Origin of the sequence: Rhodococcus oxybenzonivorans, assembly GCF_003130705.1 — a bacterium.
GTDB lineage: Bacteria > Actinomycetota > Actinomycetes > Mycobacteriales > Mycobacteriaceae > Rhodococcus_F > Rhodococcus_F oxybenzonivorans.
Genome location: NZ_CP021354.1, coordinates 4,472,947 through 4,486,844, shown reverse-complemented (window position 1 = coordinate 4,486,844; position 13,898 = coordinate 4,472,947). Strand labels below are relative to the sequence as shown.

General features: G+C 66.6%; 14 protein-coding genes. 11 read left to right on the top strand and 3 right to left on the bottom strand.

The features are described from left to right. Window positions 1-58: 58 nt before the first annotated feature. Window positions 59-1,699, top strand: coding sequence for a substrate-binding and VWA domain-containing protein (locus tag CBI38_RS21045; RefSeq protein WP_109331887.1), 1,641 nt, complete (start codon window positions 59-61; stop codon window positions 1,697-1,699). On the opposite strand, the gene CBI38_RS21040 is transcribed toward CBI38_RS21045, so the two are convergent. Together CBI38_RS21040 and dapD are read right to left on the bottom strand one after the other, a co-directional pair. After that, a complete protein-coding gene (locus tag CBI38_RS21040; protein WP_109331883.1) occupies window positions 1,671-3,056 on the bottom strand; it encodes an amino acid permease in 1,386 nt (461 codons plus the stop codon). The two genes, CBI38_RS21045 and CBI38_RS21040, sit on opposite strands and share 29 nt — an antisense overlap. Window positions 3,057-3,087: 31 nt before the next feature. Beyond that, a complete protein-coding gene (gene dapD / locus CBI38_RS21035; protein ID WP_109331882.1) occupies window positions 3,088-4,041 on the bottom strand; it encodes a 2,3,4,5-tetrahydropyridine-2,6-dicarboxylate N-succinyltransferase in 954 nt (317 codons plus the stop codon). A 166-nt stretch (window positions 4,042-4,207) separates the two neighbouring features. Here dapD and dapE point away from each other — a divergent pair, with 166 nt between their 5' ends. The 10 genes from dapE to CBI38_RS20985 all read left to right on the top strand — a co-directional run bounded on the left by dapE (window position 4,208) and on the right by CBI38_RS20985 (window position 12,673). Next, window positions 4,208-5,281 (top strand): succinyl-diaminopimelate desuccinylase, encoded by a 1,074-nt coding sequence (dapE, locus tag CBI38_RS21030; RefSeq protein WP_109331881.1) that lies wholly within the window; start codon window positions 4,208-4,210, stop codon window positions 5,279-5,281. Window positions 5,282-5,323: 42 nt separating this feature from the next. Beyond that, window positions 5,324-6,124: an LOG family protein gene (locus CBI38_RS21025; RefSeq protein ID WP_109331880.1), complete on the top strand. Its 801-nt coding sequence runs from the start codon at window positions 5,324-5,326 to the stop codon at window positions 6,122-6,124. After that, complete coding sequence (locus CBI38_RS21020; protein ID WP_109335251.1) at window positions 6,124-6,681, top strand: LOG family protein; 558 nt, start codon at window positions 6,124-6,126, stop codon at window positions 6,679-6,681. The genes CBI38_RS21025 and CBI38_RS21020 overlap by 1 nt, the downstream gene beginning before the upstream one ends. Before the next feature lie 84 nt (window positions 6,682-6,765). Then, entirely contained in the window at window positions 6,766-8,541 is a 1,776-nt protein-coding gene (locus tag CBI38_RS21015) for a long-chain-acyl-CoA synthetase (RefSeq protein WP_109331879.1), read from the top strand. A 96-nt stretch (window positions 8,542-8,637) separates the two neighbouring features. Then, the gene (gene folP, locus CBI38_RS21010) at window positions 8,638-9,537 is read left to right on the top strand and encodes a dihydropteroate synthase (protein ID WP_109335250.1); all 900 of its coding nucleotides are present in this window, start codon (window positions 8,638-8,640) and stop codon (window positions 9,535-9,537) included. After that, a complete protein-coding gene (locus CBI38_RS21005) occupies window positions 9,534-10,490 on the top strand; it encodes a glucosyl-3-phosphoglycerate synthase (RefSeq protein ID WP_109331878.1) in 957 nt (318 codons plus the stop codon). The genes folP and CBI38_RS21005 overlap by 4 nt, the downstream gene beginning before the upstream one ends. A 50-nt stretch (window positions 10,491-10,540) precedes the next feature. Further along, window positions 10,541-10,852 (top strand): DivIVA domain-containing protein, encoded by a 312-nt coding sequence (locus CBI38_RS21000; RefSeq protein ID WP_109331868.1) that lies wholly within the window; start codon window positions 10,541-10,543, stop codon window positions 10,850-10,852. After that, window positions 10,849-11,424, top strand: coding sequence for a DNA-3-methyladenine glycosylase I (locus tag CBI38_RS20995; protein ID WP_109331867.1), 576 nt, complete (start codon window positions 10,849-10,851; stop codon window positions 11,422-11,424). The genes CBI38_RS21000 and CBI38_RS20995 overlap by 4 nt, the downstream gene beginning before the upstream one ends. Before the next feature lie 152 nt (window positions 11,425-11,576). After that, window positions 11,577-11,744, top strand: coding sequence for a DUF3117 domain-containing protein (locus CBI38_RS20990; protein ID WP_003936084.1), 168 nt, complete (start codon window positions 11,577-11,579; stop codon window positions 11,742-11,744). Between the two features lie 92 nt (window positions 11,745-11,836). Then, a complete protein-coding gene (locus CBI38_RS20985) occupies window positions 11,837-12,673 on the top strand; it encodes a putative RNA methyltransferase (protein WP_109331866.1) in 837 nt (278 codons plus the stop codon). Between the two features lie 23 nt (window positions 12,674-12,696). Here CBI38_RS20985 and glgA read toward each other — a convergent pair whose 3' ends face one another. Further along, entirely contained in the window at window positions 12,697-13,866 is a 1,170-nt protein-coding gene (glgA, locus tag CBI38_RS20980) for a glycogen synthase (protein WP_109331865.1), read from the bottom strand. Window positions 13,867-13,898 lie beyond the last annotated feature (32 nt).

The window sequence follows — 13,898 nt, the reverse complement described above, 5'->3', positions numbered from 1 at the left end:
AATGGGTCGGGGGTGGGTCGTCGGTCGCGTCGTGACCGAAAAGTCAGGAAGGCAGGCGATGGCCGGAGGTCGTCATTCGAGTACGCACGACGAGCGCGGTGGCCGTTCCCTCGGTTTCTACATCGTCTGCGCCGCCGTGGTCATCGGTCTGGTCGTGTCCGTCGTCGTCATCGTGCAAGCGGTGCGTTCCTGGACCGGTGGCTGCGACCACCTGGTCGATTACACCCTTGCGGCGGACCCGAGTATCGCGCCGGCGGTCACCGACATTCTGAGCGCGGCGACGGACACCGACACGGGTTGCGCCACCATCGCCGTCAGCGCTGCCACCTCGGGTGACGTAGCCGGACGGTTGGGCAAGGGCGCCGACGCTCCCGACTTGTGGATCCCCGACACCGGGGCGTGGGTAGGGAAAGCGGCACTCACCGCTGCGGGTCCGGTGGAAGTGATGACGGGGTCGGTCGCGTCTTCGCCCATCGTCCTGGTGTCCCGCGAAGATGAGGCGCCGGCGGCCGAGACCTGGCTTGCTGCGCTGCAGTTGAAAGAACTGCAGCTCGGTAATCCGCTCGTCACAGGCGTCGCACAGGGGCCGATCGATGCAGCCCTCGCGGAAGGCCGATCGGACCCGGTGTCCGCAGGCACCGTGCGGGCCGCCCTGGTGCCCCTCGCGCAGGAGGAGAGTGCGCGCACCGCAGACGAACCCATCGGCGAAGAGATGCTGCGCGGGGTAGCCGACAACGGCGGCGTCGCCGTCGCCACCGAACAGGCCGTAGCGGACTACAACGCCGATACCGGTCAGGCGCTCGCTGCGACGGTGCCTCCGACGGGCAGCACGTTCATGAATTATCCTCTGGTCGTCACGTCGCCGGCACCGGACCGCCACTACAAGGCCACTCAGGTCGCGCGCGCCGTCGCGGGAGTTCTCGGGAGTGAATCCGCTCGAACCGTGCTGCAGGACAGTGGGTTTCGTGGCCCGGATGGCAGCCAATTGCCTGACGGGCGCGGGGTCGGTGAGGTCCCCGAGCTGGGCCCGGTGGACGAAACGGTGTTGCAGGAGGCGCTCGGTGCATGGGCGTTGATGGCGCTGCCCATCCGCACCCTCGTCGCCATCGATGTGTCGGGGTCGATGGAGACGCCGGCAGGAAACCGATCTCGGATGGACCTCACGGTGGACGCCGCGCTCGCCGGGAACGCCATGTTCCCGGACAGCGTGTCGGCGGGATTGTGGGCCTTCTCGCAGGGGCTCGGCGGGGGACCGCAGGACTACCGGGAGATGGTGCCGATCCGGCGCTATGACACGGTGGTCGACGGCCTCACGCAACGGCAGATCATGGCCCAGCAAGCGGAGAAGGTGGACGGCCTCGTCGGCGGCGCCACGGGGCTGTACGACACGGCGCTGGCCGCATTTCGGACCGTGCAGGAATCGTACGACCCACGCGCCGTCAACAGCGTGATCATCCTGACGGATGGTGCCAACGAAGACCCGGACTCCATCACCAAGGAGCAGCTGCTGAGCATCCTCGAGCGGGAGCAGGACCCGGCGCGTCCCGTCATCATCGTGACGATCGGTATCACCGACGACGCAGACGCGGCTACCCTCGCCGAGATCTCGCGGGTGACGGGTGGGTCGAGTTACGTCGCGAAGGATCCGGCGGACATTTCCAACGTGTTCGTCAACGCGCTCGCTGCCCGGGGTCGGTAGCGGGAACGGCCTTCCTGCGGTATCGCGCGTTCAGGAAGGCGAGCGCGGTGATTCCGAGGAACAGCACGCACGTCGAGAACAGCTGGGTTCGGGCGTCGGTGTCGAAGAGCATGAGCACGACGAACCCGCCGAGAAGCGCGAGCGTGGCGTAGCTCAGCCAGGGGAACAGCCACATCCGCACCGTCAGCTTGCCCTCACGTTCGAGGCGCGGACGCAGTCTCAGGTGGGAGACGACGATGAAGATCCAGATCACCAGGAGCGCCGAACCGACGGCATTGAGAAGCAACCCGAGCAGGTCGTCGGGTAGCCACCAATTGAGGAGCACGCTGACGAAACCGAAGAACACGGACAGCAACACCGCGTTGAGCGGCACCCCCGAGTGGGAGATCCGGGCCATGAACGCCGGACCGTCGCCGCGGCGGGACAACGAGTACGCCATCCGGGAGGTGCCGTAGATATTGGCGTTGAACGCCGAGAGCAACGCGATCACCACGACCAGTTCCATGAATCCGGACACGTAGGGAAGGTGCGCCTGATTCAACACGGCCACGAAGGGTCCGCTCTTCAGGTCCGACGAGTCCCACGGGAGGACGAGCACCATGATCGAGATCGAGCCGATGTAGAAGACGCTGATACGCCAGACGACGCTGCGTACCGCGACGGCGATCGACCGTTCGGGGTTCTCGGACTCGGCGGCGGCGATGGTGACGATTTCGATACCGCCGAAGGCGAAGGCCACTACCAGGAGACCGGCGGCGACACCGGCGAACCCTTCGGGCATGAAGCCGCCGTGTCCGAGGAGGTTGGTGGTACCGACCGGCTCGGTATCGGGGAGCAGCCCGAACACGAGCAACACACCGATTGCGAGGAAGGCGATGATGACGGTGACTTTGATAGCGGCGAACCAGAATTCGAACTCACCGAAGTTGCTGACCTTGGCAAGGTTGACGGCCGCGAAGAAGATCACGAACACCAGGGCGACCACCCACTGCGGGACCCCGGGCAGCCACCCGCTGACGATGCCTGAGGCGCCGGTGATCTCGGCTCCGAGAACCATGATCAGCATGAACCAGTAGAGCCAGCCCATCACGAACCCGGCCCACTCGCCGATGCCGATCCGGGCGTAGTGCGAGAAGGACCCGCTGGCCGGGATCGCTGCCCCCATCTCGCCGAGCATGCGCATCACGAAGACCACGATCAGGCCGGCGAGAAGGTAGGAGACGAGCACGGCGGGACCGGCCGTGGCGATTCCGACACCGGTACCGAGGAACAGTCCGGCACCGATGGCCGAGCCGAGACCCATCATCGTGAGATGGCGGACCTTCAGGCCGCGGCCCAGGGTGTCCGAGTCGGCCATGGTGTCGGGTGGTCGCGTACCGCTCACAGAGTCAGTCGTTTGCGTGCAGTGCGGCGTTCAGTTCGACACCGGTGCCCTTCCACGGCACCACCTCGACGGCACCCGACACCGAGTTGCGGCGGAACAGCAGGTTCGACTTGCCGTTCAGTTCCTTTGCCTTGACGACGGTGCCGTCGGGGCCGGTGACCTTGGTGCCTGCGGTGACGTAGAGACCGGCTTCGAGCACGCAGTCGTCGCCCAGCGAGATACCGAGGCCGGCGTTGGCACCGAGCAGACACCGCTTGCCGACCGAGATGGTTTCCTTGCCGCCACCGGACAGGGTGCCCATGATGGAAGCGCCGCCGCCCACATCGGATCCGTCGTCGACGACGACACCGGCGGAGATGCGGCCTTCGACCATCGAGTTACCGAGTGTGCCCGCGTTGAAGTTGACGAATCCCTCGTGCATGACGGTGGTGCCGCTGGCCAGGTGCGCGCCGAGGCGTACCCGATCGGCGTCGGCGATGCGGACACCTGAGGGCACCACGTAGTCGACCATGCGCGGGAACTTGTCGACACCGAAGACGGTGACGACGCCGCGGATTCGCAGACGGGAACGCACCTTCTCGAATCCTTCGACGGCACACGGACCGAAGTTGGTCCACACCACGTTGGACAGCAACCCGAACAGGCCGTCGAGGTTCACACCGTGGGGTGCGACCAGACGATGAGAGAGAAGATGCAGGCGGAGGTAGGCGTCGTGGGCGTCCGCGGGCGGGGCCGAGAGGTCGGCGATCGTGGTGCGAACCACGATCTGGTCCACCTCGCGCGCCTCGTCGGGTCCGGCGAGGAGTGCCAGATCGGACGGGATGTCGCCACCCTCGACCCGGACGGTGCCCGCTTCCTCGAAGGTGCCCAGCTCGGGCGCCGGGAACCAGGTGTCGAGAACCGTGCCGCCGACCGTCACGTTGGCGATGCCTACTGCTGATGCTCCCTGTGTGCTCACGGCACTAGAGGTTACTGGGTGGTCACGGGGGTGCCCCTCCGCGGTGGTGGCAACGGGTCGTCCCGGGAAACCCTGCAGGTCTGCGCCGCCTACGGCAGCGTGCACGACAACGCGTGCCGGCTGGCGGCAAGGCACACCGTAGGCGTCCGCGGCTTAGGGTGGACGGGTGAGCACACTGGACCTGCATGCCGATCCCATCGACCTCACCGCCGCGCTGGTGGATATCCCGAGTGTCTCGCACGACGAGTCGGTGATCGCCGAGGCCGTCGAATCCGCCCTGCGCACCCAGACGAACGGATTCGAGATCGTCCGAAACGGAAACGCTGTGCTGGCCCGGACCAACCGGGGGCTACCGAGTCGGGTGATGCTCGCCGGACACCTGGACACGGTGCCGATCGCGGACAACGTGCCGTCGCGGCGGGAGGGCGACCTGCTGCACGGGTGCGGCACCGTCGACATGAAGTCGGGTGACGCAGTGTTCCTGCATCTGGCGGCCACCATCGAGAACCCGGTGCACGACCTCACGCTGGTGTTCTACGACTGCGAGGAGATTGCCGCCGTCCACAACGGGCTCGGACGGATCGAACGTGAGATGCCCGAATGGCTGCAGGCGGACGTGGCGATCCTGGGAGAGCCGACGGCCGGACAGATCGAGGCCGGGTGCCAGGGAACGTTGCGTGTCACCCTCACGACCCGCGGGACGAGGGCACACTCGGCGCGGTCATGGCTCGGTGACAATGCCATCCACCGATTCGCACCCGTCCTGCAGCGCCTCGCCGACTACACCGCGCGATCGGTCGACATCGACGGCTGTGTGTACCGCGAAGGCCTGTCCGCGGTGCGGGTCGCGGGCGGAGTAGCCGGGAACGTGGTCCCCGATGCCGCAGAGGTGGATGTGAACTTTCGCTTCGCGCCCGACCGCAGTGCCGAGCAGGCCGTCGAGCACGTTCGGGAGGTTTTCGACGGGCTCGAACTCGGTTTCGAGGTCACCGACCTCTCGCCGGGCGCCCTACCCGGGCTGAGCGATCCTGCGGCGGCCGCCCTCATCGAGGCCGCAGGCGGCCGGTTCCGGGCGAAGTACGGGTGGACGGACGTATCCCGGTTCTCGGCCCTCGGTATCCCGGCCGTCAACTACGGTCCGGGCGACCCGAATCTTGCGCACAAGCGGGACGAGCACGTGCCCGTGCAGCAGATTACCGACGTCACGACCGTCCTGCGGGCGTACTTGACGGCGTCCTGACTGCCCGATCGGAGGCTCGGGCCACCCGTTAGCCTGGGGCGCATGGCACCCGAGAAGAACAATCACGGTCGCAAGTCGTCGTCCGTGAAGCACCGCGGCCCGATCCAGTTGAGGCGCGCCCGCAAGGACGAGGCCACGACCACCGACGAGCGGTTGCTGGACGAGCGGGGATCGACGGATTGGGTGCACACCGACCCGTGGCGGGTGCTGCGGATCCAGAGTGAGTTCGTCGAAGGTTTCGGTGCCCTTGCCGAGGTGCCCCGGGCGGTCACGGTGTTCGGCTCCGCCCGGACGTCGGTCGACCATGCGGAGTACGAGGCGGGCCGGGCGCTGGGTGCGGGCTTGGCGGAGGCAGGGTTCGCCGTCATCACCGGCGGGGGCCCCGGCGTGATGGAAGCGGCCAATCGGGGCGCCAGCGAATCCGGGGGCTACTCCATCGGCCTGGGCATCGAACTGCCCTTCGAGCAGGGACTCAACGAGTGGGTCGACCTGGGGATCAATTTTCGGTACTTCTTCGCGCGTAAGACGATGTTCGTGAAGTACTCGCAGGCCTTCATCTGCCTGCCCGGAGGGTTCGGGACTCTCGACGAACTCTTCGAGGCGCTGACGTTGGTCCAGACGCGGAAGGTCACCCGCTTCCCGATCGTGTTGTTCGGCACCGAGTACTGGTCGGGGCTCGTCGACTGGCTTCGGAACACGCTCGAGCGGACCGGCAAAATCTCCGAAGGGGACGTGAACCTGCTGCACGTGACCGACAGTGTCGAGGAGGCCGTGCAGATCGTCGTCACGGCGCAACAGGGCGTCGACGACGGCGCACTGGCCGGCACGGAGGACCAGTGGTGATGCCGAAAGGTGTTGTAGCCGAGCCGTTGTCGGTGTGCGTCTACTGTGCCTCCGGGCCGGTCGGCGAACACTTCCTCGAACTCGCCCGCCAGATCGGCACCCACATCGGCGCCCGCGGCTGGCAACTCGTCTCGGGTGGCGGAAATGTGTCGATGATGGGCGCGGTGGCCGAAGCGGCGAGGGCTGCGGGCGCCAACACGGTGGGTGTCATCCCCAAAGCCTTGGTGCACCGGGAGGTCGCCGATGTCGACGCCGACGAACTTGTCGTGACCGACACCATGCGGCAGCGCAAACAGGTGATGGAGGACAGAGCGGACGCCTTCATCACGCTGCCGGGCGGAATCGGCACGCTCGAGGAACTCTTCGAAACGTGGACAGCGGGCTACCTCGGCATGCACGACAAACCCGTGGTCCTGCTCGACCCGGTCGGGCACTACACCGGGCTGCTGGAATGGCTCGACAGCCTGCGCGGCGGCGGATTCGTGGCCCAACGTGCACTCGACCGACTGCTCGTTCGGACCGACGTCGAGGCTGCGCTCGACGCCTGCGTGGTCTGAGATCCGCATCCCCCGGAGTCGTGGCGCTGGTTGTTACCGTGCAGTAAGGTGACCTGACTCATATTGCAGGCCTGAGGGGATGTCATGCGTTCTGAAGCACGTTCGACGATCAGTGTGGTCGACCTTGCCTGGCGGCTGCCGGCGATGATCCCGGAACTGCCGATCATGGCCAAGGGTGTCCGGGGCCTGATGCGCACCCCGGACGCGAAGGAATCGATCGGTCTCGTCTTCCAACGGGTGGCAGCGGCACACCCGGGTCGCACCTTCGTGAAATTCGAGGGTGAATCGATCAGTTACGCGTCCGCCAATGCGCGCGTCAACCGTTACGCACACGCCCTCGCGGACCTCGGCGTCGCGCGCGGAGACGTCGTCGGGATCCTCGGCAAGAACCTGCCGGAGACGCTGCTGATTGCACTGGCGGTGGTGAAACTCGGTGCCACCGCAGGCATGCTCAACCACAACCAGCGCGGTGAGGTACTCGCCCACAGCATCGCGCTGTTGAACAGCCGGTTGCTGGTGGTGTCCGAGGCCTGCGGTGAGGCCATGGACTCCCTCGACGAACCACCCGCGGTGTCCTCGGTCCTGTATTACGACGACCTCGATCAGCTCGCGGAATCGGCCGAACAGGACGACCCGGATGTGTGCGAGGAGATCCAGGCGAAGGAAAAGGCCTTCTATATCTTCACCTCGGGCACGACGGGCCTTCCCAAGGCCAGCTTGATGAGCCACTTCCGCTGGCTCAAAAGCATGTCCGGCCTCGGCAACATGGGTGTGCGTCTGCGCAGCAGCGACACGCTCTACTGCTGCCTGCCGCTCTATCACAACAACGCGCTCACGGTCTCCCTCTCCTCGGTGCTGGGGTCGGGCGCCACCCTTGCCCTGGGCAAACAGTTCTCCGTGTCGAACTTCTGGGCAGACGTCGAACTGAACGGTGCCACGGCGTTCACCTACATCGGTGAACTGTGCCGGTATCTGCTCAACCAGCCGGCCGATCCGCAGGATCGGCACAACTCCATCCGGCTGATGGTGGGCAACGGCCTTCGCCCCGAAATCTGGTCGGAATTCACCAAGAGGTTCGGCATCACGCGGGTGGCCGAGTTCTATGGGGCCAGCGAATGCAACATCGCCTTCGTCAACGCCCTCAACCTCGACAAGACCGCGGGAATCTGTCCCCTTCCCCACGCGGTGGTCGAGTACGACGAGGACAGCGGATCGCCGAAACGCCACTCCGACGGCCGGCTGCGGAAGGTGCGCACCGGTGAGGTCGGGCTGCTGCTGTCGAAGGTCACCGACAGGGCGCCGTTCGACGGGTACACCGACGAAAAGGCCACCGACAAGAAATTGATTCGCGACGGCTTCGACGACGGCGACTGCTGGTTCGACACCGGCGACCTGGTGCGCCGGCAGGGGCGGTCGCACGTCGCCTTCGTCGACCGGCTCGGTGACACCTTCCGCTGGAAGGGCGAGAACGTGGCGACCACCGAGGTCGAAGGGGTGATCCTCGCACACCCCGCGGTCGAGCATGCCGTCGTCTACGGGGTCGAGATCCCGGGTACGGACGGGCGCGCGGGTATGGCGGCCGTGACGTTGTGTGACGGCGAGAAGTTCGACGGCCGGGAGGTGGCGTCCCTCCTCTTCGAGCGGCTGCCGTCGTACGCCGTGCCCTTGTTCGTCCGCGTTGTCGACTCCCTCGAACAGACGTCGACGTTCAAGAGCCGCAAGGTGGAACTGCGCAAGGAAGGGTACGACGTCGAGGACACCGCCCGGCTCTTCGTTCTCGCCGGACGCAGCAAGGGATACTGCCCGTCCTACGAGGGTTACGTCGACGAAGTAGCGAAGGGCGCGCTCCCCAAGGGGTGACGATGCGCCTCCGGTGTCCGTGAGTACTTGTTAACACCCCACTGTTGAGAAGTGCTCACGGGTGGTGCGATTCCGCTGCGTGCCAATATGGGTGACATGGCCGACGAAGACACACCGCCCGCCCCGGACTGCCCGTCGTCCACGCTCTGCGGGCGACCGGTCGCCACCGACCGCGCGCTGGTGATGGCCATCGTCAACCGGACCCCCGATTCGTTCTACGACCGCGGGTCCACGTTCACCGACTCGGCGGCGATGGCGGCGGTCGAGCGTGCCGTGGACGAGGGCGCGGACCTCGTCGATATCGGGGGTGTGAAGGCAGGGCCGGGTGACGTCGTCGATGCCGCCGAGGAGACGCGGCGGGTGGTGCCGTTCGTCGCCGCCATCCGCGAACGCTTCCCGGAGCTGCTCGTCAGTGTCGACACCTGGCGCAGCGAGGTGGCGCGACTGGCCCGCGCCGAGGGGGCCGACCTCATCAACGACACCTGGGCGGGCGCGGATCCGGCGCTCGTGGAGGTGGCCGCGGAGACCGGAGCCGGCATCGTCTGCTCGCACACGGGGGGAGCGGTACCGAGGACCCGGCCGTTCCGGGTTCGCTATGCGGACATCGTGGCCGACGTCCTGCGGGAGGTGGTCACTGCCGCCGAGAGAGCCGCTCGGCTGGGCGTGCCCACCGACTCCATCCTCATCGATCCGACCCACGATTTCGGGAAGAACACTTATCACGGGCTCGAGTTGTTGCGGCGAGTGGAAGATCTTGTAAATACGGGGTGGCCAGTGCTCATGGCCCTCAGTAACAAGGACTTTGTCGGGGAGACTCTAGGGGTAGATCTCGCCGAGCGGTTGGAGGGAACATTGGCAGCGACAGCGATGGCCGCAGCGGGAGGCGCACGCGTCTTCCGCGTTCACGAAGTTGCACCCACTCGACGAGTGGTGGATATGGTGGCCGCGATTCAGGGCAGACGCGCACCCGCCCGCACGGTGCGGGGGCTGGCATGAGCGCGGTCGGGGCGGGCGTGCCCCGCTCGATGCTGGCGGTCGACACCCCTCGCACCTGGGCGGAGGCGAACAGCTGGGATCAGCCGTCGTGGAGTATCGCGGAACTCGAACGTGCCAAGGCGGGCAGGACCGTGTCGGTGGTCCTGCCTGCGCTCAACGAGGAAGAGACCGTCGCGGCCGTGGTCGACACGATCCACCCCTTGCTGGGCGGGCTGGTCGACGAGCTGATCGTGCTCGACTCCGGGTCGACGGATTTGACGGTCGAACGCGCCCGGTCGGCCGGTGCCACCGTGATCAGCCGCGAAGAGGCTGTGCCCGCGTACCCGCCGGTGGCGGGCAAGGGTGAGGTGTTGTGGCGGTCCGTCGCCGCGAGCACCGGCGACCTCATCGCCTTCGTCGATTCCGATCTGATCAACCCGGACCCCGCCTTCGTACCGAAACTACTGGGACCGCTGCTGACCGTCGACGGCATCCATCTCGTGAAGGGCTACTACCGTCGTCCGTTGCGGCTAAGCGGGACGGAGGATGCCAACGGAGGGGGGCGTGTCACCGAACTGGTGGCGCGTCCGTTGCTGGCGGCTCTGCGGCCGGAATTGACGAGTGTGCTGCAACCGCTCGGTGGTGAATACGCGGGCACCCGCGAACTGCTGTCGGCGGTGCCTTTCGCGCCGGGGTACGGCGTCGAGATCGGGCTGCTGCTCGACACGTACGACCGCCTCGGCCTCGGTGCCATCGGCCAGGTCAATCTGGGGGTGCGTAAGCACCGCAACCGCCCGCTGTCCGAACTCGGTGTGATGAGCAGGCAGATCATCGGCACGATGATGCGAAGGTGTGGAGTGGAGGATTCGGGGGCCGGTCTCACCCAGTTCCTCGTCGACGGCGATTCGTTCGTCCCGACCACGACGGAAGTGGCTCTGACGGATCGTCCTCCGATGAACACCGTGTGCCCCTGACGGAAGCCCGGCCTGTGGCTGCTGTCGGAGGTCCGTGACAGGATCGAAGCATGGTGACAGCCCTGCTCTATCTGCTCGTCATGGCCTTCGTCGGTGCGATGTTGTTCCTCGCCGCCAGTGCGGTGTTCGGCCGTTCCGAGGAACTGGAGCCGCTGCCTCCGGGCACCACTCTGACCGTCTTGCCGGCCCGGGGCGTAACCGGGGCGGACGTGGAGGCCTTGCGTTTTCAGCAGACGTTGCGGGGATACAAAGCGAGCGAGGTGGACTGGGCGCTGGCGCGGCTGGCTCGCGAAATCGATTCGCTGCGTGAACAATTGGCGGAGGCTGAGTCGGCGCGCGACCGTCCGGCGGAGTCGTCGTGACCGAGCCCGACGATCGAGTGCGGTGTGCGTGGGCGGTCGACACGAATGGCTCCCGGCTGTACCGGGACTACCACGACGAGGAATGGGGCCGGCCGTTGCACGGGCGGAACGAGTTGTACGAGCGGCTGTGCCTCGAAGCGTTCCAGTCGGGACTGTCATGGATCACGATCCTGCGTAAACGTGATGCATTCCGTGCTGCGTTCTCCGGGTTCGACCCGGAGGTGGTCGCGAGGTTCACGGAACGGGATGTCGAACGCCTTCTGGCGGACGCGTCGATCGTGCGCAACCGTGCCAAGATCGAAGCTTCGGTGAGCAATGCGCGGGCGATTCTGGCGCTGCAGGACACCGACCTCGACACCCTGCTCTGGTCGTTCGCCCCGCCGCCGCGCCCGAGCCGGCCGGCCACCGTGAACGACGTTCCGGCCGTCACCGCCGAGTCCACCGCAATGGCCAAGGAACTCAAGCGCCGCGGATTCAAGTTTGTGGGCCCTACCACGGCGTATGCGCTGATGCAGGCTACCGGGATGGTCGACGACCATGTCGCCGGGTGCTGGGTCCCATCGGCCGCCTGAGCCGCCGGTGAACGCGCCTATTTGGAACTCAGGTTCCCGGTACTCGTGTCCATAGGGAAGAATGGTTGTCACGAGCCTCGCCGAGTGATTCGGCGAGGCACCACAAGTTGTCGAGGCGCACGCAGGCAGCGCAGATCTGGAGGGAGCAGAGGATGGCGGCCATGAAGCCCCGGACCGGGGACGGTCCCCTCGAAGCAACCAAAGAGGGACGAGGAATCGTCATGCGGGTTCCGCTCGAGGGTGGTGGACGTCTGGTCGTCGAGCTCACCCCGGAGGAAGCTGCTGCACTCGGTGAAGAGCTCAAGGGCGTCACCAGTTAGTCGGGTGCAGAGAGAACCTCATGGGTCAGGCCCCGTCGCCGTTGCCGGTGCGGGGCCTGTTCCCTGTCCGGAAGGAAACGGGGCGCGCGCTCGTGTTGTCTGATGTGGTGGACCTGCTTGCCTGTCCGCAATGCGGGGCCGGCCTCGAACTCGACGAAAATACGCTTCTGTGCGATGCGGGCCACAGCTTCGACGTGGCCCGCCAGGGTTACGTCAGCCTGATGACCGGCGCCGGCGGCAAGTTCGACGGTGACAGTCCCGATATGATTGCCGCGCGGGCCGATTTTCTGGCGGGCGGGAGCTTCGACCCGTTGATGGACGCCGTCGCGGACGCCGTCCGAGCTACTGACGATCCCGAGCCGGCGATTCTCGAGATCGGCGCAGGCACAGGTCACTACCTTGCCCGTGTCCTCGATGCGGTTCCGACGGCCCGAGGCGTCGGGCTCGACGTCTCCAAGTATGCGGCCCGCCGTATCGCCAAGGCGCATCCGCGTGCGGGGGCGGTCGTCGCCGACGTCTGGCACCACCTGCCGGTGCGCGACGGAGTCCTGAGCCACGTGTTGTGCGTGTTCGCGCCGCGAAATGCAGAGGAGGCGCATCGAGTGCTCGGCGAGGGCGGCGCACTGGTGGTCCTCACCCCGACCGAACGACACCTGGCCGAACTCGTCGACCTCCTCGGCATGGTGCGTGTCGACGACCGTAAGGTCGAGCGGCTCGGTGCGGCCATGTCCGGGCGCTTCGACCGCACCGACCTCAGGGACGTCGAGTACCCGATGTCGCTGACGCACGACGACCTCACGCGTCTGGTCGGCATGGGACCCTCGGCTCGCCACCTCACACCCGAGCGGCTCGCGACCTCGATCGCCGACCTGCCCCGCGCGTATCCGGTGACGGCGTCCGTGACGGTCTCCACATACCGGCGCCGCTGAAAAGGCCGTCCCAGGCAGTCGGTTCAACGCCGGGAGAGGGCGTCCTGGTACACGTCGAGGGTCTGCTGTGCGATGGCGGCCCAGGAGAATTCGGCGATGGCACGGGCTCGCCCCGCCTTACCCATCGCGGCGGCCGCGGCGGTATCGGAAGCGACCTCGTTGACCGTCTCTGCCAGCGCATGTTCGAAACTGTCCGGCTCGTACGAGTTGTAGTGCACGAGACGACCGGTGACGCCGTCTTCCACAACCTCGGGGATGCCACCGACATCGGATGCCACTACCGCCGTCTCGCAGGCCATCGCCTCTAGATTGACGATGCCGAGCGGCTCGTACACGGACGGGCACACGAATACTGTTGCCGCTGCGAGGATTTCTCGCACCTGCTCGGTCGGTAGCATTTCGCGTACCCAGAACACATTGCCCCGGTGAGCGGCGAGGGCCGCAACGGCCTGCTCGGTTTCCGCGGCGATCTCCGGTGTGTCCGGAGCGCCTGCGCAGAGCACCAACTGTATGTCCGGCGCGAAATGGTGTGCGGCCGCGATGAGGTGCCCGACACCTTTCTGCCTCGTGATGCGACCGACGAAGGCGACCATCGGCGTGTCGGGGTCGACGCCGATCGTGGTGAGCGCGGACCGTCCCGGACCGGAAGGACCGGCATGCCACACCGAAGTGTCGATCCCGTTGCGTACCACGTGGACCCGGGCGGGATCGACCGACGCATACGCGTCGAGCACGTCGAGTCGCATCCCGGCGCTGACGGCGATCACGGCGTCTGCGTGCTCGACGGCGTTGCGCTCGGACCAGGAGGAGACACGGTAGCCACCACCCAGTTGCTCCGCCTTCCACGGCCTGCGGGGTTCGAGTGAGTGGGCGGTGAGGATGTGCGGGACGTCGTACAGTGCGGCCGCCAGATGTCCTGCCAGCCCGGTGTACCAGGTGTGCGAGTGCACGACGTCGGCGCCGGTTGCGGCGTCCGCCATGCGCAATTCGGCAGACAACGTCGCCAGTGCGGCGTTGGCCCCCGTCAGTGCCGGGTCGGGATTGTGCACGAAGGCGCCGACGCGCGGAGCACCCATACAATGCACGTCCACCTCGCACAGCTGCTTCAACTGAGCAACCAGCTCGGTGACGTGTACACCGGCACCGCCATAGATCTCCGGTGGATACTCCTTGGTCATCATCGCCACCCGCACGCGCCTAACGTAACCGGCCGGGCCTGTTCGGG